This is a genomic window from Pannonibacter phragmitetus, assembly GCF_050510895.1.
Classification (GTDB): domain Bacteria; phylum Pseudomonadota; class Alphaproteobacteria; order Rhizobiales; family Stappiaceae; genus Pannonibacter; species Pannonibacter phragmitetus_B.
Genome location: NZ_JBNINT010000001.1, coordinates 1,808,611 through 1,829,025 on the forward strand (window position 1 = coordinate 1,808,611; position 20,415 = coordinate 1,829,025).

The window sequence follows — 20,415 nt, forward strand, 5'->3', positions numbered from 1 at the left end:
AGCCGCAGTTAATCGCATAGTGGTTACCTGATCCTTACCGCTTCGCCAAGTCCCAAACCGCCGCAGCAGTCCGCAAACCGCTTGCGGTACACCGCATATTTCAAAACAGCCGGTTTTCCGCCGTTTACGAGGAAACTCCCGGCAAAGCTCCGGCTAGAAACAATTTACCATACCGGGAAACAGGATACCCGCCTTGCCCGAATCCAGTGCAGCAGCTGCTGCGTTGCCACACGCGGCCGCCCTCACGTGCCTTTCTCGAGCAAGGCCGCCACGCGGATGCCCGTCCGCCACTGCTCTGCCAGCATGGGACACACCAGACGGCCACCCCAGTCAGATCATTTCCTCAGCTAGACCTCCATTGCATCACTTTGTGATCACCATCACAAACAGCCGCCCTGGCACCGCCTAAGGTGATGTCACTGCAACGGGCCGCCCCGCCCTGCGCAGGCTGGGGCCCTCCCGGCAACGGCCGCTGATCCTGCACCCCTGCCCACGACACGCCGGGTCAGCGGCCCCTACGGGGGTAATGGCGGGCAATTCTTCCTGACAATGTATTGTATGCGCGGCGCTGTGGCGGCCGTTCTTTGCGTAAGGGGCCCCTCGCCGCAGCGTCGCCCCGGACGGAGCGCAGCGGAGATCCGGGGCCTGCTCATTTCCAGAGAGAGGCCGAATTCTGCAAAGTTTCCCGCAAGGACATCTTTGGGAATGTGCCGTAGCCGCCACACATCACAAGAGCCGCCCTGCAAGCGAGCGGTTCCTGGGTCTGCGCTCCGCCCGGGATAACCGTAGGAGGATACGGCTAATCAGATTCCGCCTTTCCGCGTCAGTCCTGCTGTTCCGGAGATGAGCCCCAAGGTGCCGCCCGCCCCGCCCCCAAGCGCTTTCAGCTAGTGCCTCTAGGAGGTTTTCAGGCACGTTTCCCTGCAAGTTTCCAGCAACCCTCACAAATTCACACTGCCCCGCTTGACATTCCCCCCAAAGCCCCGAAACGGTTTGCAGAACGGAAGAGTGGCCGAGTGGTTTAAGGCACCGGTCTTGAAAACCGGCGTAGGTGAGAGCCTACCGTGGGTTCGAATCCCACCTCTTCCGCCATCGCCTTATCCGCAATCATCCGCCGACGCCCAATTCCCCTTGCAAGCCACCGTGTCTGGCGGCTTTATTGTGCGTGATTGTCCGCCGCAATCGACGACCCGCCCGAACAAATGTGGGCACAGACGCAGGCAGAATGCGGGCACAACGGGTTCTGACGGACATAGACACGCGCCAAGCGAGAACAGAGTCGGGCAGCACAGATTTCCAGGTCACCTGAGGATTGGTCCAATGCCGGCATCCCGCATCGTCACTGCCCTGATCTTGATCGCATCGGCCCTGAATTTGGCGCTTATGGTTCCTGGGGATTCGTAGAGACGCGAGATTTCAGCGCGTATCCCTCAATTGTCCTTGGCGCATTCAATGTGTTTTTGACGGTGCTTGGTCTGGGTAGCCTTATACTCGCCTATACCATTGCCAAAGCGGGCAGAGGATACGGCTGGGCCGCACTGTCGGGTTTTGCCTTCGTCGGCGTCTACCTGCTCGATCTTGGACGTATTTTTCCCGTGCCGCCCAATCCAATGTCGGCGTTGCTGGCGACGTTGGAATGGATTGGGACTGGCCTCGGCGTCACCTTGGCCGCAGTCTCACTCGTTCTAATGCGTCACACCACGGCAACCTCGGCCACACCATCTTTGCCCAAGCCTGTCATGCTCGGCCTCGCGATTGCGGCTCTGATCATTGTTGCCTTCGCGACAAAATCTGCAATGGGCATTTAAGGCCCATGGTAATCGACAAGTATCGCAAGTGCACACGCAGTCATCTTGCCGCTGGCAGATAGTTGTCCGCAACGCTGGTTCAAAGAAACTCCAAGAGCGCTGGCACAAAGCTGATTCAGCAGAGCTGGGGGCTGAGCTCAGCCACGGTTCTCCAGGTCAGTCCAAGCCCTTTTTCCGCCCAACTCCTCTTTCCATATTTCCCACATGAACGGACCATTGGCACAAATCATCGCGCTCACCTGTCATGGGCGGCGCGCATTGACCGGGAAGGCGGCGGAGCTGTTTTTTCCGGGCAACTCCACCTGCACCTTTTGCTCTCAGATTGATTTCGTCATGCTGGAGCCAAATGGCTCCGGCGGGCACTGGGCGCGGCCGGTAGCTGCCTCACCGGATGAGTGGTTCGCGGTCTTGCGCGAACGCGGAGCACGGACGATCCGGCTCAGTCATACCCCGCGCAATGATCCGGGCATCTCTGACCGCATGTCCGCCGGCTTTGTCGGTGGCGGTGGCAGCTGGTGCATGGAGGTTATGATGGAGGATGGGCGCAGCGAGTTCTGGCTGTCGCGCTGGCAAGTGGAGAACCGGGATGCGCCGGACAACCGGATCTGGGGCGTCAGCTATGGCTGTGTGGCCTCTGGTGTCAGCGCCACCCTGCCCCAGCCGAATCTGGAAGACATTCTTGCCCGCTTGCGCCAAAGCCTGACGGATATCCACGCCTTCTCGTCACGCCATGACTATTGCTCAGGCTTTACGGGCTGTTTCGAGCGGGCGCTTGAAAGCCTCGATGAAGGCATGCGCAAGGGCTATCATCAGGATCTTGCCCCAGAAGGCCTGCTGCCGGACGCATCAATGCGCATTCTCGAAGCCTGCCAGCATGCCTGGGTTTTTGGCGGCATGGGCTCATGGAATGACATGGGATTCGAGGGCGCGGAACAGGCCGAATACGAACGTGTGTCGGAGCAGCTTTTCACCATGATCAATCAAGCCATTCCCGCAGCCGTCAACGCCGCGGCGTGATGGACAGCCGCCGGCGGAAATCCGCCAGCGGCTTTTTCGTTAAATTCAGCGCGTGCACGCATCTGCCGGAATTGCCTTGCGGCTGGCGAAGGTGAGGAGTGAGAGGCCTGAGAAGCACCAGGCGGCGATGGTGCCATAGAGCGTGACCCAGCCGGTGCCTTGCGTCAGAGCATTGCGCGCTTCTGCGAGGCTAATGCCGTGATCGCTGGCGGCGGCAAGATTTCCGGCGGACACGGCGTCAGCGAGACCGGCTGGAACGCCGCCAGCGGGCGTGCCGGTGAAGGCATCCACCAGATGGGTGTGAACGCCGCTCCACAGGATCAGGCCCATGACCGCGATGTTGACGGCGAGTGAAATGAACCTTGCGCTCATGTCCATGCCCGAAGCCATGCCTGCCCGCTCCGGTGGAACGGCAGCCGTTGCGGTGTTGGTGACGGGTGTGTTGGTGAAGCCAAGGCCGATCCCCGAAACGGCGCAGCCGGGCAGCAGGGTCAGCCAGCTGGCATGCCCGCTGACAACAGCCAGATGCAGCAGCAGGAAACCGGCGCCGGTCAGGAAAAGCCCAAGGGGGATGACCATGCCAGGGCCACGGCGCAGCAGCAGCCTTTCGGCCAGCGGCGGCACCAGGATCGTCGGCACGGTATAGGCAAGCACGGTCAGTCCGGCGCTGATGGCGTCATAGTCCAACACGGCCTGAAGGTAGATCGGCAGATAGATGACGAAAGGCCAGAAGCTGAAATTCATGCCGCAGGAGCCGAGCAGCGCACCGGAGAAGCTGCGGATCCGCAAGGCGGCAAAGTCGAACATCGGCCGGGCGATGCGCGTTTCGATCAGGACGAACAGGCCAAGGCAAATGAGACAGGCCAACAGGATCGCAAGCCCCGCAAGGTTGTCGAGCCCCGGTGTCTGTCCCTGTGTGATCAGATAGACGATGCCGAGCACCGCCAGCGACAGGGTGATCATGCCGCCAAGATCAATCTGCACCGCGTGGGGATCGCGTGATTCCTCAACGCCCTTGAGGGCAAACAGCACGGTGAGCGCTGCGAGCACCACATGGATGAGAAATACCCATTCCCAGCTGGCCAGCGTGATGATGCCGCCCCCGGCAATGGGGCCGAAGCCGAGGCCGATCCCGAAGATGATGCCCCACCAGCCAAAGGCCCTGCCCCGTCCTGCCCCGTCCCGGAACTGGTGAGACAGCACCGCCACCTGGCAGGCAAGCATGGCGGCAGCAGCGACACCTTGCAGGAACCGGGCGGCAATGAGCAGCGGGGCGTTCGTGGCAAGTCCGCAGATGAGCGAGGCTGCGCCGAAGACGGCGACACCGGCGATGAAGATGCGCTTGCGGCCGAACCGGTCTCCCAGAGCGCCCATGGCCATCAGAACAGCGCACATGGCAATGGTGTAGCCATTCATGATCCATTGCAGCTGGCGGAAATCCGCAGGAAGAACATGTTCCAGCGTTGGAAGAATGGACGGAATGCTGGTGATCTCCAGTCCCAGCATGAGCGCCGAAAGACATACGGCGGCAAGCGCGAAGCTGTTTCTGGTTGAATCGGGTGATTTCATTTTCTGACCCTGCAGTTTGGATGCCGCGCAGGCCGGTTCGTTGCCGCTGGCAGCGTATGCTGCCCGGCTGATCCACTGTGCGCGGCGGTAAGGTTCACTTGCAGGAATGCAGGAGCTATGATCATTTATCAATCATATGGCCGGATATATCAGAGATAACGGAATTGGATAGATGAGCGCGCTTGATGTCGAAGCCGTGCGGGCCTTCGTGATGATCGCCGATCTTCAGAGTTTCACCCGTGCGGCGGTGGCGCTCGGCTCCACGCAAGGGGCAATCAGCGTGAAGCTGAAGCGGCTGGAGGAGCGGCTCGGCAAGAAGCTGATCGAGCGCACGCCCCGGCAGGTGCGCCTGTCGGCGCAGGGGGAGACCTTTTACCGCCCGCAAGGGAGTTTCTGGCGGCCCATGAGCGGGCGCTTACGGCCCTTACGGCAGAGCGCCGCCGCTTCCGCCTCGGCATCGCCGCCCATGTCATGGGCCCCGAAGTGCCTGCGCTGCTGGCCCGGCTCAAGTCGCTCGACCCCTGCCTGACGGTGGAGGTGATCGTCGACAACTCCCGTGTGCTGATCGAATCTTTTGAAGATGGAGCGCTGGATGCGGTGATCGCCCGCAGCGATGATGGCCGCCGTGACGGAGAGGTGCTGGGGCCCGAGCATTTCGGCTGGTTTGCCTCGCCAGCCTTCGAGCATCATGCAGGCGAGCCGCTGCGGATTGCCAGTCATCCCTCGGTCTGCACGGTCCGCGAAGTGGCGGTGCATCTGCTCAATGGGGCGGGCATTCCCTGGGTGGAGGTCTTTGTCGGCGGCACCACCGCCGTCATTGCGGCGCTTTCGGCGGGGCTCGCCGTGGCAGCCTTCCCGTGCCGCCTGGCGACGGCTGACATGGTGGAAGTGAGCGAGGCCCTGAAACTGCCGCCGATCCCCTCGCAGTCTATCGTGCTGCACTCATCGCTGACCGACGCTAAGACCCGCGAAACCCTGCGCGCGATCACGGCGGTTTTCAGCGAACACCGCCGCAACAGCAACAGGCAGATCAGCCTTCCGGCAGCGTGATACCTGCTTCCCATTCCTTGCGCAGCAGGGCGAACTGGAACGTGTTCTCGTAGACCGGATCGCCCGCAGCATCATTGCGGAAGCTGATGTATTCCACAAACAGGCCTTCCTTGCGCATGCCCAGCTTTTCGCACAGGCGCTGCGAGGCCTTGTTGTGGTCTTCCACATAGGCATAGACCCGCCGGGCCTTGCAGGTGGTGAAGAGATGGGTGAAGAGCGCCCGTGCCGCCTCCAGCGCATAACCTGCGCCGCCGTAAGCCGGGTTGAAGTTCCAGCCTACGGACCAGCTGTCCTCTTCCTGCATGGCGAAAACATCGCCGATCAGTATGCCAGTCTCCTTCAGGGTCACCGCGAGATACTCATCATCCGAGCCGCGCTTTTCGGCTTCCGCTTCGGCTGCCTCAAGGCTCTCAAGCCGCATAGACAGGAAACAGCTCGCCACAGGCTCGCGCAGATAGGCATAGAGCTCCTCTCCATCGCTGCGGCGGAAGTTACGGATGATCAACCGGGCCGTTTCAATCGGCTGCATGAGAACTCCATGGTCAAACGTCTGTCCGGTGCATCTGGCACCTGGCCGGGGTGCGGCTGCACCGCTCCGCAGGTGGTGCTTTGCGCCTGAAATTCAATGATAAAAAAGCCGCCAGCGCATGTATAAACCCCTCTGGAAAAGCAAAAAGGCCAGCCCTTTGCAAGGCTGGCCTTTCCGCATTTTCCGGAAATGTCAGGCAGATCAGCCGACGATTTCGTGACCGGCGAACCAGAAGGCGATTTCTTCAGCAGCGGTTTCCGGAGCGTCGGAGCCGTGCACCGAGTTTTCGCCGATGGACAGGGCGAAGAGCTTGCGGATGGTGCCTTCGTCAGCGTTGGCCGGGTTGGTGGCGCCCATGACTTCACGGTTCTTGGCAATGGCGTTCTCGCCTTCCAGAACCTGAACGATGGTCGGGCCGGAGGACATGAACTCGGTCAGTTCGCCGAAGAACGGACGGTCCTTGTGGACGGCGTAGAAAGCTTCAGCCTGACGCTGGCTCATCCACACGCGCTTGGAAGCGACGACGCGCAGGCCGGCTTCTTCGAGCTTGGCGGTGATGGCACCGGTCAGGTTGCGCTTGGTGGCGTCCGGCTTAATCATGGAGAAGGTGCGTTCGATGGCCATTGGTCTCATCCTTTAAAAATACGGGTGCCGCGCATGCGGCGGTGAAGTGTGTGAAGGCCGCCCTTTGGGAGCGGCCGCGTTGCGCTGCGCCCCATCAACTGACGGGCGCGGAAACTTGGCCGTTCCTATAGCTTTGCCTCGCGCGCCCCGCAAGGGGCGGCGCGAAAGACATGGGCCCCTTGCGCAAAGACGCTGGCCGCACGTTGCCCTCTTGCAATGCGGGCCAAGCTCGCCCAAAGATCCGCCCATGTTGCAGATTTCAGACCTCACCTATCGCATCGGCGGACGTCTCCTCATCGACAATGCCAGCGTCACCCTGCCCGCCCGCAGCAAGACCGGCCTCGTGGGCCGTAACGGCGCGGGCAAATCCACCCTGTTCAAGCTGATCACCGGTGATCTGACCAGCGAAGGCGGCTCCGTCAGTGTGCCCCGGCTTGCCCGTATCGGCCAGGTGGCACAGGAAGCGCCAGGCACGGAGGAAAGCCTGATCGAAGTGGTGCTGGCAGCGGACACAGAGCGCGCTGCCCTTATGGCTGAGGCGGAAACTGCGAAGGACCCGGACCGGATCGCCGCCATCCACACCCGGCTTGCCGATATCTCTGCCCACACGGCAGAGGCGCGGGCCTCCGCCATTCTGCATGGCCTTGGCTTTGATGCAGAAGCACAGAAGCGGCCTTGCTCGGCCTTTTCCGGCGGCTGGCGGATGCGTGTGGCACTGGCGGCTGTGCTCTTCTCCGAGCCTGATCTGCTGCTTCTGGACGAGCCGACCAACTATCTCGATCTGGAAGGCACGCTTTGGCTGGAAAGCTATGTAGCACGCTACCCCCATCAGGTGCTGCTGATCTCGCATGACCGCGACCTTCTCAACAAGGCGGTTGATTCCATCGTGCATCTGGACCGGGGAAGCTGACCTTCTACCGCGGCGGATATGACAGTTTCGACCGGCAGCGCCGCGAAACCATGATGCTGCAGCAAAAGGCCAAGGAAAAGCAGGACGCACAGCGCAAGCACATGCAGGCCTTCGTCGACCGGTTCCGTGCCAAGGCCACCAAGGCCAGGCAGGCCCAGTCCCGCCTGAAGATGCTGGAGAAGATGGAACCCATCGTGGCGCTGACAGAGGAAAGCGCCCGGCCGATCCATTTCCCGGACCCGCAGGGCCGCCTGTCGCCGCCGATCCTGAAGCTTGAAAACGTGTCGGTGGGCTACGACGGTAAACCTGTCTTGTCCCGGCTGACGCTGAATGTGGATACGGATGACCGTATCGCGCTGCTCGGCTCCAACGGCAACGGCAAGTCCACGTTTGCCAAGCTCATTTCCGGCCGACTTGAGGCGCTGTCAGGCGAGGTAACCAGCGCAACCAAGCTGAAGATTGCTTTCTTCGCCCAGCACCAGCTTGACGAACTGCGCCCGAACGAGAGTGCTGTGCAGCACGTGCGCACCCTCATGCCACAGGCCGCCGAAGCGCAGGTGCGCGCCCGTGTTGCCCGTTTTGGCCTACCGACCGACCGCATGGAAACGCCGGCGAAGGATCTCTCGGGCGGTGAAAAGGCGCGCCTGCTGCTCGGTCTTGCCACCTTCGACGGGCCGAACCTGATCATCCTTGACGAGCCGACGAACCATCTCGACATCGACAGCCGCGAGGCGCTGGTTCAGGCGCTAAACGAGTTTCAGGGCGCGGTGGTGCTGATCTCGCACGACCGGCATCTGGTGGAAGCCTGCGCCGACCGGCTGTGGCTGGTGGCCGATGGCAAGGTGAGCACCTTCGACGGCGACATGGAAGACTACCGCCGCTACATCCTGCAAGGCCCGGATGCGGTGAAGAAGGCGCGCGAGGATGAGGCCAAGGCGGCCTCGGCTACGGACAAGCGGCGTGAAGCTGCCGAACGGCGCGCCCGCGAGGCTCCCTTGCGAAAAAAGATCGAGGCGGCAGAAAAGGAAATGGCGCGTCTTGCCGACAAGATCGTCATGCTGGATGCCACCATGTCCGAACCGGACTTCTTCACCCGCGATCCCGAACGGGCGGCGAAATTCGCCAAGGAACGGGCCTATATCGAAAAGAAGCTCGTCACCACGGAAGAAGAATGGCTGCTGCTCTCAGCGGAGCTGGAAGAGGGGTGAGCGGTCCTCCCCTTACAGCCACCCGTGCTGGATGGCCCAGATGATGGCCGTTACCGTAACAACGGATGCCATGGTGCCTATCATCACGAGGCTTGAGGCCCGGTTGACGTAGACCTGATACTGCTGTGCGATGACAAAGACATTCGTTGCCGGAGGCAGGCAGGCCATGAGGACGGCCGTGGCAATCCAGACCGGATCAAAGCCGCCGACCCATGTGAGCATCAGGTAGACCAGAACCGGGTGCAGGATCAGTTTTACCGCCAGAATGACCGGCAGTTCCAGCGGCACCTTCTCAATCGGGCGCTGCGCCACGGTCACGCCCATGGCAAAAAGAGCGCAGGGAGCAGCCGCTCCGCTGAGGAACTTCAGCATGGTGTCCAGTCCCTGAGGCGGCTTGAAGCCAATGAAGGCCGCGCCGACGCCTGCAATTGTCGCCAGAATGAAGGGATGGGTGAAGACGCGCACCGCCACCTTCTTCATGGTCTGGGACAGATGCTCCTTCTCCGTTCCGGCCATGGCCATCATCAGCGGCGCCAGAATGAACATCAGCGTGTTGTCGAAGCACAGGACGAAAGCAGTCGGCACGGTTGCCGCTGGCCCCAGCACAGCCATAGTCAGGCCCGGCCCCATGTAGCCCACGTTGGAATAGGAGCCCCCGATGGCCATGATGGTGGATTCGGGGATGCTGCCCTTTGTCGCCAGCACGCCGATGCAGAAACAGATGGCAAAGACCGTGTAGGTGACGAAGGTGGTCGCGGCCACATAGCTGAGGTCGGTCAGCTGCTCCACCGGCGTCTCCGACAGGAGGCGGAAGAACAGGGCGGGCAATGCGATATAGATGATGAAGAAATTCATCCACGCCATGCCGGACGGCGGAATCTTGCTGAACTTGCCCGCTCCGAAGCCCAGGAAAATCAGGCCAAAGAAGGGAAAGGCGAGCGCGATGACATCTTGCATGGCAGGATCCGGAACCTTTGACCAAGACTTGGGGGCCAGGACAGGGTGAGGAATGCGCAGTGACAGAGGATCTGCCGCTTGCAACCGGCATGTGGCTTGGGTAATCCACGCCTAACCTGTTCGCGCCAGACGGTCAATGAACCCTCTGGCTATGTGACGCGCCAGCCGGACACATGTGCCATCTGTGCATGCCCTGCCGGCCATGACCCGGATCCGACCTCTGCCCATGACCCCGCGCTCCCCGCTCCGCACTCTCGCATTGAAGGCTGAATGGGCCATTCTGGCGGCGGTCGTGTTCCTGTTCCGCCTTGTGCCAGTGGACCGGGCATCAGCAGCCATGGGCTTTCTGTGGCGCAAGCTTGCCCCGCTGAACAAGCGCCACAAGCGCGCTTTGAAGCATCTGGAACTGGCCATGCCGGAACTGCCGGCCGCAGACCGCCACCGGATCATTGACGGCATGTGGGACAACCTGGGGCGGGTGACCGCCGAGACCTTCCAGATCGACCGGATGATCCGCGATGAAAGCCGTTTCGAACTGCGGGTAGACGCGCGCACCGATGCCATTCTCAATGGCGCTGGCCCTTGCGTCTTCGTGTCGATGCATTCGGCCTGCTGGGAGCTTTGTGTCACGCCAGCCTATCAGCGCGGCCTGCCGATGGCCGGCGTCTATCAAGCGCTGAAAAACCCCTATTCCGACGCTTTGCTGCGCAGCCTGCGCGGGACACTTTATCCGCTCGGGCTCTATTCCAAGGGGCATCAGACGGCGCGCAAGCTGCTGTCCATCCTGCGGTCCGGCGGCGTGTTTGCCCTGATGGCAGACCTGCGCGAGCGGCGCGGGGTGAAGGTACCCTTCTTCGGCCGCGAGGCCTATGCAACACCGGTGCCCGCCACCCTCGCCCGCGCCTGCGGCGTGCCGATTGTCATTGGCCGCGTTGTGCGGCTGGAAGGTGCCCGTTTCCGCATTGAAGGCATCTGCATTGATCCGGCGTCAGATGGTGATAAAGAGGCCGATATTCTGGCGACGACCGCCGCCATCCATGCTCAGTTCGAGACCTGGATCCGCGAAGTGCCGGAGCAATGGATGTGGATCCACCGCAAGTGGGCGGACTGATCCGCAGCTTGCACCTCCGTCTTTCGGTGAATTGCTGCTCCGCACCATGGTGCTATAGCTGTGGGTCTTGAGGACCGGAGGAGCCGCAGCATGACGAAGACACCACGCGCCTTTTATGCCCCGCTTGCCATTGGCGCGCCGGCGCCCTTCCGGGACCTGCCGGTCCGGCTGGAGCGCATGATCCACTTCGTGCCGCCGCATCTGGAAAAGATCTCGCGCCAAGATCCCGGATCTCATCCCGCAGGTGGATGTGATCCTCGGCAATCTGGAAGACGCCATCCCTGCCGATGCAAAGACGGCTGCCCGGCACGGCTTCATCGAAATGGCCAAGGCCAATGAATTCGGCAACACAGGCCTGTGGACACGCGTCAACTGTCTCAACAGCCCCTGGTTTCTGGATGACATGCTGGAGATCATTCCGGCAGTGGGCCACAAGCTCGACGTGGTGATGCTGCCGAAGGTCGAAGGGCCCTGGGACATCCACTACCTTGACCAGCTGCTGGCACAGCTGGAGGCCCGTGCAGGACTGACGAGACCAATCCTCATTCACGCCATTCTGGAAACGGCCGAGGGCGTGAAAAATGTGGAAGCCATCGCCACCGCCTCCCCGCGCATGCATGGCATGAGCCTCGGACCGGCCGACCTTGCCGCCTCTCGTGGCATGAAGACGACCCGTGTCGGCGGCGGCCATCCCGGATATGCGGTGCTCGCGGATGAGGACGGCAGTGGCGCTCCCCGCGCCAGAATGCAGCAGGACCCTTGGCACTATACGGTTGCCCGCATGGTCGATGCCTGCATGTCCGCCGGTCTCAAGGCATTCTATGGCCCCTTTGGCGACTTTTCCGATCCGGCGGCCTGTGAGGCGCAGTTCCGCAATGCCTTCCTGATGGGGTGCCTTGGTGCCTGGTCACTACATCCCTCGCAAGTGGACATCGCCAAATCCGTGTTCAGCCCGGACCCGGCAGAAGTCGCCTTTGCACGGCGTATTCTGGACGCCATGCCGGACGGCAGCGGCGCCGTGATGATTGACGGCAAGATGCAGGATGATGCCACCTGGAAGCAGGCCAAGGTGATTGTTGACCTAGCGCGCCTTGTTGCGGCGCGAGACACCAAGTTTGCAGAGGTTTACGGACTCTAGACGGTTCCCTATTATAAGGGGAAGTCTTCACCGCGCGCTGACGCCGCATTGTGCCCCTCCACACCATGGGCAGTCTGCGCCGGTTCAAGCCACGGTGACAGTCATGCGTACGGCAAAATTCAAGATCGGGCAGGTCGTCCGGCACAAGGTCTACCCCTTCCGGGGGTGATCTTCGACGTGGATCCGACCTTCTCCAACACCGAGGAGTGGTGGAACGCCATTCCTGAGGACGTCCGCCCGAGCCGCGATCAGCCCTTCTATCATCTCCTCGCGGAAAACGAGGAAACCGAATATGTCGCCTATGTGTCCGAGCAGAACCTTGTGCCGGACAACACAGGCGAACCGGTGCGCCATCCGCAGATCGAGGAGATCTTCGAAGAGCAGGACGATGGGTCCTATCTGCCGCGTTCGACCGGCCTTCACTGAAACAGCCGGTACTGCACGGCTCGATCGAACCATCTGCAAGGCCTAAACGAAAACGCCGCCCGGTTTCCCGCGCGGCGTTTTGATTTTCTGCAAGCTGAAGGTCAGCCAATCAGTTGCCCGACTGGGTCTCTTCCTTCTGCTTGTCGATCAGCTTCTGGCGGGCTTCGTCAGCACGGCGCTGCAGCTCGCTCTGAAGCTGTTCCTGCTTCTTCTGGATCTCGCCCACATCCATCGCGGGACCGTCATAGATCTTGGTGAAACCAGCAAGGGTCAGTTCCAGCGGAACCGGCTTTGCCTGCTGGTTCAGCGCCGTGATGACGAGCTTGGAGCCCTTCTTCAGCTGCGCGACGAAGGCTTCATCAATGACGAGTTCCGAATAGCATGCATTCGGGAAGCAGATGCCGTACTTGGCTTCCGTCTGCTTGCCTGCATCGATCTGCACGCGCATGCCCGGCTGGATCAGCATACCGGTCGGCACGGCGATAAGCAGGGTCTTGCGTGCTTCGCCGCTGATTTCGCGAATCGCAACCGACGACAGGAACTGGCCCGTGGCAGTCCGCAGTTCCTGCGTCACAAGGCAAATTTCCTTGTTCACGCTCGGATCGGTATTGCACACCTTGACCCAGGGGACTCAGGCTCGGCCTGCTGCGCCGAAACGGCGGCCGCGCCACCAAGCATGGCAAGCGCAGCGACCGCACAGCCCGCCATCCCCCTCATCAGAAAACTCTTCATTCGAAACATCCTCGATTGTGCGTTCGCTCGTCCGGGCCTTGCGTTCCCCACGGCCCCGCGCGTCCAGCGGAACAGCCGCCGCCACGCTGGCCGACATCACCAGCCCCGATGCCGGAAGATTGCGGCAACAGGGTGACCCTTCACCTGCGCGGGCCCATGTTTAACCGCATCGTGAGCGGATTTCCAGCGTCTCCGGGCACGAATGCGCGGGTCGCTACTGGTGTGTTACCATTCGGGCGACAGAATCAAGACGGACATACATCACACAATGGCTTTTTCCCTGAAAACTGTTTCTGGAAAGACCGGAGGCTGGGCGGCTTTCCGCCGGTTTGCGCTGGCTCTTCCGGTCTTTGTGCTGGCGGCGGGTGGTTTGACCTTCACGCAGGATTGCCGCGCTCAGGCCCCGGGAACAGCTTCTGCGGGTGAGGAAAACCCTGTCGCCTGGGTCCATGGAATCGCAATGCATGGTGATCCGGCCCTGCCTGCAGACTACACACATTTTCCTTACGCGAATCCCGACGCCCCCAAGGGCGGTACGTTGACGCTGGGCGTGCAGGGCACGTTTGACAGCCTGAACTCCTTTGTCGTCCAGGAGGCTTCACCAGCGCGCGCGGCATGAAGGAGCGCCAGTTCGGCGAAAACATCATCGAAAGCCTGATGGTGCGTTCCAATGCCGAAGCTTTTTCGCTCTACGGCCACCTCGCCGAAGCCGTTCGCATGCCCGATGACCGGTCCTGGATCGAGTTCCGCCTGAACCCGAATGCCCGCTTCTCTGACGGCAGCCCCTTCACCGTTGAGGATGTGATCTTCTCGCTGGACATCATGCGCGAGAAGGGCCGCCCTCCCTTCCGCAACTGGTATGCTGAGATCGAAAAAAGTGAAGTCACGGGTGAAAGAACGGTTCGCTTCACTTTCAAGAACAACGAGAATCGCGAGCTGCCTTTGCTGATTGCGCTGGCACCGATGTTCTCGAAGGCCGCGACCGATCCGGCAACATTCGACAAGTCCAGCCTGAAGCCGCCGCTTGGCACCGGGCCCTATGTATTTGCCGAGATCGTGCCGGGACGGCGTGCCGTGTACCGGCGCAATCCGGACTATTGGGGCAAGGATCTTCCCTCCAAGCGCGGCATGGATAATTTCGACGAGATCCGCATCGAATATTACCGCGATGAGACCACCTTGCAGGAAGCCTTCCGCAAGGGGCTGATTGACTTGCTGCCCTTCAACAATCCTTCCCGCTGGGCCAATGGCTTCGATTTCCCTGCGGCGAAGGAAGGCAAGGTGGTACGCAAGGAAATCGTCAAGGGCATTCCGCCCGTGATCCAGGGCCTTGCCTTCAACACGCGGCGCCCGGTCTTTGCCGACAAGCGCATGCGCAAGGCACTGTCGATGCTGTTCGACTTCGAGTGGATCAACCGCAATCTCTACGCGGGGCTTTATGAGCGTACCGCCGGTTACTGGGACAAGTCGGAGCTGTCTTCCGTCGGCCGCCCGGCCAGCGAACGGGAAAAGGAGCTTCTGGCCCCCTTCCCCGGCGTTGTCGACCCCGATGTGATTGCAGGCGCCTGGGTGCCGGCACAGACTGACGGGTCGGGACGCGACCGCGCCGTTCTGCGCGATGCCATGGCCGTGCTGAAGGACGCCGGTTACACTCTCGACGGGCGTATCCTCAAAGCTCCTGACGGCCAGCCGGTCAGTTTTGAGATCATGACCAAGAACGAGGACGAAGAGAAGGTCGCCCTCGCCTACGCCCGCACCCTGGACATGATCGGCATCAAGGCAACGGTGCGCACGGTAGACCCCTCCCAGTTCGAGGACCGCCGTATCAAGTTCGACTTCGACATGGTGTTCCACATGTGGAGTTCGTCTCTCCCCCGGAGGTGAGCAGATGGGGCGCTGGTCCATGGCCGCGGCAGACACTCCCGGCTCTTTCAACATCACCGGTGCAAAGGAGCCGGCGATTGATGCGATGATTGCCGCCATGGTGGCATCACGCAGCAAGGAAGACTTCGTTTCAGCGGTCCGGGCGCTCGACCGTGTCCTGATTTCAGGCCGTTATGCCGTGCCCTTGTTCCATCCACCTGCGGAATGGCTTGGACATTGGACCAGAATCACGTCACCTCAGGTAGATCCTATTTACGGTTTCGAAACCACGACGTGGTGGAAAACCGAAGGCGCCAACTGAGACCCGGCAAGGGACCAGGACCATGATTACAACGCCTGCAGATTCCATCGAACGCAACCGCCTCAGCGCATTCTGGGGCCGTGTGACGCTCGACGAGATCTTCCGCAAGACAGCTGCCGCCAATCCGGACCGCCTCGCCCTTGTGGATGCGCCCGACCGCTCCTCTTGGACCGGCGGTGAAGCCCGCCAGCTGACCTACGCCGAGGCTGAGCGCGAGATCCAGAAACTCGCCGCCTTCTACGCCGCCGTTGGCCTGTCCACCGACCATGTGATCGGGATTCAGGCGCCGAATACCGTTGATACGGTCATTGCCTTCCTGGCCGCACTCAGGGCCGGGCTGATTGTTTCGCCCCTGCCCCTGCACTGGCGGCAAAGGACGTCCTCGAAGCACTCAACAGCCTCGGGGCCAAGGGCCTCGTGGCGGCTGACAGGCTGGAGACGAGGCAGGTGGGCCATGCCGCCCGCGATGTGGCGGCGGAGTTGTTCAGCCTGCGTTTCGTCTTCGGTCTCGGCAAGGACATTCCGGACGGACTGATCGAGCTGGGCCCCGTTCTGGCGGAGATGGGCGATGACATGCCCGCCCCGCAGCTGTCGCGGCCCAATTCGGCGGAGCATACGGCAACGGTGACATGGTCGCGCAATGGCGCGGAGCCTATGCCCGTGACCCGCAGCCACAATCAGTGGATTGCCGCCGGCTTCATGCCTTATCTCGAAACTCGCCTGCCGGATGGGGCAAGCATCGTTGTGCCTTATGCCTTCAGCGGCATGACCGGTGTCGGCGCAGGAATGGTGCCATGGCTCCTGTCCGGCGGCACGATGCACTTGCATCACCCCACTTCGCTGCAGCGCCTTGCGGCCCATGCCGAGGCCGTGGATGCCGATTATGTGCTGACGCCCGGACCGCTGGCGGAGGCGCTGGACGTGAGGCTTGGCCGCAAGTCCACCAGCATCGTCGCCTGCTGGAGCATTTCCTCGCCGCAGGCCACCACCTTCGTTCCGCGCCACCAGCTGGTGGATCTGCATGTGGCAGACGAATTCGCGCTGGTTGCAAGGCTGCGGGGCAAATCCGCCCGCATCCATCCCATTCCGCTTGGCAGCTTCGGCGCCCCTGCCGGAACCGATATTTCCGCAGGCGTCCTTGAGATCAAGACCGAAGGCGGAGAGAACGGCACCCCGCACAAACTGCTGGCCCGTGGGCCGATGGTGGCCGACGCAGGCTGGAAGGCCGGGCGTAAGGCCGGGCCAGGTCCACTGACTGATGCGGCCGGTTTTCTCCGGACTGGCGTTTCCGTGATCCCCGTTGAAGGCGGCCTTGCCGGTTTCGGCATTCCGGGTGAGCTTGCCCCAGGAGCTGGCGCGCTGGAGGGCATTGATCAGATCTACGCTGCCTATGACGAGGTGACTGAGGCGGCTGCTTTTTGGTGGATGATCCGATCCTGGGCGCAAAGCTGCATGCGGCGCTCGTGATGCGCCCCGGATGCGCTCCGGATGCCCGCGCCTTCTTTGCCTGGCTTGATACGGAACGCGTTGATCTGGCCAAGGTGCCTTCACGTGTCCTGATGCTGCAGGCGCTCCCGAGACTGGAAGATGGCACTGTCGACCGGCAACGGCTTGCGGCGCGGCTTAACCGTCAGGACCGGCAGGTGGCATGACAGATGGCGGCCTTTGACGGAGATGGCGACAGTGCCCTCGTCTGGCAGGGGCCCGTTTGGCGTATTGGCCCTGAACCTGTGTTTGGCGCTGGTGCTCCCGGCTGGCCGCGTGAACTGGACCTGCTGACCGCCAGCGACGAGGATCTGGAAGAGCTGCCGGCCGCTGTGGTGGTCCGGCTGGACCAGACCCTCGCGCCTTTGGCGCGCCTCGCCAGAGCCGAAAGCAAGCTGAAGGTTGAGATTCCTGCGTTGCTGCTGTGCGGCGCAGATAGCGCCGTTGGCCTGCCGCTGCGCCGCTCACACGGCCTCGTTGATGCGGATATCCCCGAGTCGAGCCTTTTCCGGATGATTTGTGCGCGCCAGCGCGCCATTCTGCGCAGTGATGAAGCGCGCATTCGCCGGGCTGTCTTTGGGCGTGTTCCGAGCTATGGCTCCGCACCGCATCAGCAAGGCGGCTCCAGCCTTCTGGTCGCCGGTCTGGGCCGCCGTTTCATCGAGCTCTTCGACGCACGCGCAAGAAATGTTGACCTGATCGGTGCCCTTTCCGCCGACATGGCGGAGAACTACCTCTCCCAGCGTGCGTTCGACGCGGTGATCATCGAGGCCGCTATAGAAGACAGCCTCGATCTGGTCGAGCGCATCCGCCGCGATGCCCGCTTCTCGCAGATCCCGGTCCTTGCCTTCGCCGAAGACCAGAAGGAAGTGGCCGCCTTGTTCGAGATGGGCGCCAACGATGTCCTGCAAGGCGACCTGACGCGTGGCATGCTGTCTGCAAGGCTCGCCAGCGCCATCCGCATGGGCAAGCGGCGCAGGCTGGCCGACCGCCTGCTGGCGGAAAGCCGCATCTGGCTTTTGCGTCAGGCAGGCGAAGAAGGACTGCCACTGCCATTGTATCAGGCCTACCTGCGCCGGAGTGCCGATCAAGCTGCCCTGCGTGGGCTGTTCCTTGACGAGGTCCGCCTTTATCCCGGAGAAGATGCGGCTGGTATTCCTGTGACCCAGCTTGCAGGTGATCTTTCCGGTACCATTCTCTCGATAGCCGATGCCACAAGCCGGGAAGAAGACCTTATCTGCTATGTGGAAGGACGAGGACCGGTGGCGGTGCTGAGGCATGAGCAAGCCGGACCGAGCCTGAAGCGGCGTATCAATGCCATTCTCGGCTCAACCCTTTTGTAAGTGTGCGGCAGATATCCGCCCTGGTTGCCCTTGCATGGCTCAACAAGTCTGTCTAGCCTGACCTGAAAAGAGCCAGCAGCCAGGAGGCAGCCATGGCGGATCAGCCGCCCCTTACCGTCGATGTCATCTCAGATGTCATGTGCCCTTGGTGCTACATTGGCAAACGCAGGCTGGAAAAGGCCATCCGGCAGGTGCCGGAGCTGAGCATCGAAGTGCGCTGGCATCCTTTCCAACTCGATCCAACGCTTCCACGTGAGGGCAAGGACCGGGAAACCTATCTGAACGAGAAGTTTGGCGGCCCGGCAAAAGCCGCCACCATCTACCAGCGGGTCGGTGCTGCGGGCGCGGAAGAAGGCATATCCTTTGCTTTCGACAAGATCCGCATTTCGCCCAACACTCTCGACTGCCACCGGCTGATCCTTTGGTCCCGCGCGGATGGATTGCAGGATGAAGTGGTGGAGCGGCTGTTCCGTGCCTATTTCATTGAAGGACGGGATCTGTCCAAGGCCTCGACACTGGTCGATATCTCTGCAGAAGCAGGCATGGAATCTGATCTTGTCGCCCAGCTTCTGGAAACGGACAGCGACCTTGCCAAGCTGCGCAGCCAAATCGAGCAGGCCGGCGGCATGGGTGTCACCGGAGTTCCCTTTTTCATCATCGACGGCCGCTTTGCGATTGCTGGTGCGGAGGCCGCCGAGACGATCGCCGCTGCGCTTCTCCATGCCGAGGCAACCCGCACAGCCGACGAACCGGTGACCGTGAACTGATCAGGGGCAGCTGACTACAGCCGTACTGCTGCAGTCAGCTCCGTCACTCACGGCAGGGGCAGGACCTCGCCCTTGGCGCCAACCAGCTTGGCGAATTGCACCATACGCTTGCGCAGCCGTTCGCCATCCAGCATCGCCAGCTCGCCCGGCAGGGTTATTGTCAGGCTGTCCTCGTCCCTCTCGATCGGCGTCTTGAGCAGCGTGCCGGGCATTGATGCCGAGACGAGAGAGGCAACGCGAAGCGCAGCACCCAGAATCCGGGCCCGCTCTTTCAACCGGGTGGGAGCCAGTTCCCGCAGGCGCGGCGACAGGGCATCGTCAATGAGCCCCTGATGGCGGAAGAAGACCGTCATCGCCAGATAGGCGCGCCCCGCATGGTCAATGCCGGCAAAGGCAGCATTGGAAATGATGTTGAGGCTTTGCTCGCCGCGATAATCCGGGTGCGCCCGCCAGCCGATGTCGGACAGAAGGCAGGCCGCATGGCGCAGGCGCTGCTCCTCCTCGGTTTCATCCACACCGATCACCGGCATCAGCCGGTCGGTCCACTTGATCAACTCCTCGGCATATTCGGGAGAGCGGGCGCGCAGGTGCGCGAGTTCCCTTGCAGATTCAAGCAACGGATCCTGGCGGCGGATGCTGGGCGGCAGATGCTCGTAGAGCAAGCCTTCCCGCACGCCAGTCGCAGACATGATCACCCGGTCGGCCTTCATGGCACGGAGCACCCGCTCCATAACGATGGCGCCGAAGGGCAGCAGCGCCCGGCGCTGGCGTGAAATGACGTCGATGAAATCCAGCGTATTCACATCACGGGTGGAGACGACCCGGCAGAACTCGATCGCCTCTTCCGCCGGAATGGCATAGTTGTGCATCACATGAAGCGGATAGCCTGCCTGGAAGAGATGCAGGCGAGCCAGCGAGCGCCAGGTCCCGCCGACCGCGTAGAACGTATGGCGTGCCGTGCGGACAGGCCAGTTGGCTTTCGCCAGCGCATCGTCCACGATCTTCTGGGCGCGAGCGATGCGCCCGCCCGAGGCTTCCTGCAGGCGCAATCCGCCCAGTGGGAAGGTTTCCCTTGCCCGGGGCCACGGGCGCTGATGCTGACCAGTTCAAGGCTGCCGCCGCCCAAATCGCCGACAACGCCATGCGGCTTCCAGAAGCCGGCCATGATGCCGAGTGCCGAATAATAGGCCTCTTCGGGCCCGTTAAGAATACGCACCGTCTGGCCTGTCACGCGCTCCACTTCAGCAACGAAAGCTGCGCCATTGCTGGCATCCCGGGCGGCGGCCGTTGCCAGCACATAGACGGCCTTTACATCCAGATGGTTGCACAGGAACCGGAAGCGGCTGAGCGCAGCAAGGGCGGAAGCTGTCGACTCTTCGGCAAGCTCGCCGGTCGTTGCAATGCCGCGGCCGAGACCGGCAAGCACCTTTTCATTGAACAGGATCGTCGGGGAGCGTGCTTCCCGTTCATAGACCACAAGACGGACCGAATTCGATCCGATGTCGATCACCGCAATTGGCCCGCTGCCGTTGAACCGGCCGCGGGCCGGGGATGCT

At 61.9% G+C, this 20,415-nt stretch carries 13 protein-coding genes, 1 tRNA gene and 6 pseudogenes; 14 read left to right on the forward strand and 6 right to left on the reverse strand.

What is annotated here, in order from left to right; translation table 11 throughout:
• Positions 1 to 1,002: 1,002 nt before the first annotated feature.
• The 3 genes from ACQB61_RS08495 (at position 1,003) to ACQB61_RS08505 (ending at position 2,825) form a co-directional block, all read left to right on the forward strand.
• Positions 1,003 to 1,092, forward strand: a tRNA-Ser gene (locus ACQB61_RS08495).
• Positions 1,093 to 1,454: 362 nt separating this feature from the next.
• On the forward strand, positions 1,455 to 1,808 hold the full coding sequence (locus ACQB61_RS08500; RefSeq protein WP_430512280.1) for a hypothetical protein: 354 nt from the start codon (positions 1,455 to 1,457) through the stop codon (positions 1,806 to 1,808).
• A gap of 333 nt (positions 1,809 to 2,141) precedes the next feature.
• Complete coding sequence (locus ACQB61_RS08505; RefSeq protein ID WP_430512281.1) at positions 2,142 to 2,825, forward strand: hypothetical protein; 684 nt, start codon at positions 2,142 to 2,144, stop codon at positions 2,823 to 2,825.
• Positions 2,826 to 2,870: 45 nt separating this feature from the next.
• Here the strand turns inward: ACQB61_RS08505 and ACQB61_RS08510 are convergent, their stop codons facing one another.
• Positions 2,871 to 4,394, reverse strand: a complete 1,524-nt coding sequence (locus tag ACQB61_RS08510; protein WP_430512282.1) for an MFS transporter — start codon at positions 4,392 to 4,394, stop codon at positions 2,871 to 2,873.
• A 172-nt stretch (positions 4,395 to 4,566) separates the two neighbouring features.
• Between ACQB61_RS08510 and ACQB61_RS08515 the strand changes: the two are divergent.
• Positions 4,567 to 5,444, forward strand: a pseudogene (locus ACQB61_RS08515) (LysR family transcriptional regulator).
• On the opposite strand, the gene ACQB61_RS08520 reads toward ACQB61_RS08515, so the two are convergent.
• Positions 5,425 to 5,973 carry a GNAT family N-acetyltransferase gene (locus tag ACQB61_RS08520; RefSeq protein ID WP_430512283.1) on the reverse strand — a complete coding sequence of 183 codons (549 nt, stop codon included), beginning with the start codon at positions 5,971 to 5,973 and terminating at the stop codon, positions 5,425 to 5,427. The pseudogene ACQB61_RS08515 and the gene ACQB61_RS08520 overlap by 20 nt on opposite strands.
• Positions 5,974 to 6,174: 201 nt before the next feature.
• Positions 6,175 to 6,597: a nucleoside-diphosphate kinase gene (ndk, locus tag ACQB61_RS08525; RefSeq protein WP_094461759.1), complete on the reverse strand. Its 423-nt coding sequence runs from the start codon at positions 6,595 to 6,597 to the stop codon at positions 6,175 to 6,177.
• 247 nt (positions 6,598 to 6,844) lie between these two features.
• Between ndk and ACQB61_RS08530 the strand changes: the two are divergent.
• A pseudogene (locus ACQB61_RS08530) lies at positions 6,845 to 8,715 on the forward strand (ABC-F family ATP-binding cassette domain-containing protein).
• A 12-nt stretch (positions 8,716 to 8,727) separates the two neighbouring features.
• Here the strand turns inward: ACQB61_RS08530 and ACQB61_RS08535 are convergent.
• On the reverse strand, positions 8,728 to 9,672 hold the full coding sequence (locus ACQB61_RS08535; protein ID WP_430512284.1) for an AEC family transporter: 945 nt from the start codon (positions 9,670 to 9,672) through the stop codon (positions 8,728 to 8,730).
• Between the two features lie 226 nt (positions 9,673 to 9,898).
• Between ACQB61_RS08535 and ACQB61_RS08540 the strand changes: the two genes are divergently transcribed.
• From ACQB61_RS08540 to hspQ, 3 genes and pseudogenes are all read left to right on the forward strand, one after another.
• Positions 9,899 to 10,783, forward strand: a complete 885-nt coding sequence (locus ACQB61_RS08540) for a lysophospholipid acyltransferase family protein (protein WP_430512285.1) — start codon at positions 9,899 to 9,901, stop codon at positions 10,781 to 10,783.
• 90 nt (positions 10,784 to 10,873) lie between these two features.
• Positions 10,874 to 11,921: pseudogene (locus ACQB61_RS08545) on the forward strand (HpcH/HpaI aldolase/citrate lyase family protein).
• 103 nt (positions 11,922 to 12,024) lie between these two features.
• Positions 12,025 to 12,347 (forward strand): annotated as a pseudogene (gene hspQ, locus ACQB61_RS08550) (heat shock protein HspQ).
• A gap of 109 nt (positions 12,348 to 12,456) precedes the next feature.
• Here hspQ and ACQB61_RS08555 read toward each other — a convergent pair.
• Entirely contained in the window at positions 12,457 to 12,921 is a 465-nt protein-coding gene (locus ACQB61_RS08555; RefSeq protein ID WP_430512286.1) for an invasion associated locus B family protein, read from the reverse strand.
• Between the two features lie 426 nt (positions 12,922 to 13,347).
• Between ACQB61_RS08555 and ACQB61_RS08560 the strand changes: the two are divergent.
• The 6 genes and pseudogenes from ACQB61_RS08560 (at position 13,348) to ACQB61_RS08585 (ending at position 18,859) form a co-directional block, all read left to right on the forward strand.
• Positions 13,348 to 15,264, forward strand: a pseudogene (locus ACQB61_RS08560) (extracellular solute-binding protein).
• Positions 15,265 to 15,286: 22 nt separating this feature from the next.
• Positions 15,287 to 15,799 carry an AMP-binding protein gene (locus ACQB61_RS08565; RefSeq protein WP_430512287.1) on the forward strand — a complete coding sequence of 171 codons (513 nt, stop codon included), beginning with the start codon at positions 15,287 to 15,289 and terminating at the stop codon, positions 15,797 to 15,799.
• Entirely contained in the window at positions 15,712 to 16,731 is a 1,020-nt protein-coding gene (locus ACQB61_RS08570; protein ID WP_430512288.1) for a hypothetical protein, read from the forward strand. The genes ACQB61_RS08565 and ACQB61_RS08570 overlap by 88 nt, the downstream gene beginning before the upstream one ends.
• Positions 16,686 to 16,916, forward strand: coding sequence for a hypothetical protein (locus ACQB61_RS08575; protein ID WP_430512289.1), 231 nt, complete (start codon positions 16,686 to 16,688; stop codon positions 16,914 to 16,916). The genes ACQB61_RS08570 and ACQB61_RS08575 overlap by 46 nt, the downstream gene beginning before the upstream one ends.
• Before the next feature lie 3 nt (positions 16,917 to 16,919).
• Positions 16,920 to 18,092, forward strand: a complete 1,173-nt coding sequence (locus tag ACQB61_RS08580) for a hypothetical protein (protein WP_430512290.1) — start codon at positions 16,920 to 16,922, stop codon at positions 18,090 to 18,092.
• Positions 18,093 to 18,184: 92 nt separating this feature from the next.
• Positions 18,185 to 18,859 (forward strand): DsbA family oxidoreductase, encoded by a 675-nt coding sequence (locus ACQB61_RS08585; protein WP_430512291.1) that lies wholly within the window; start codon positions 18,185 to 18,187, stop codon positions 18,857 to 18,859.
• 47 nt (positions 18,860 to 18,906) lie between these two features.
• On the opposite strand, the pseudogene ACQB61_RS08590 reads toward ACQB61_RS08585, so the two are convergent.
• Positions 18,907 to 20,375, reverse strand: a pseudogene (locus ACQB61_RS08590) (exopolyphosphatase).
• Positions 20,376 to 20,415: the final 40 nt, after the last annotated feature.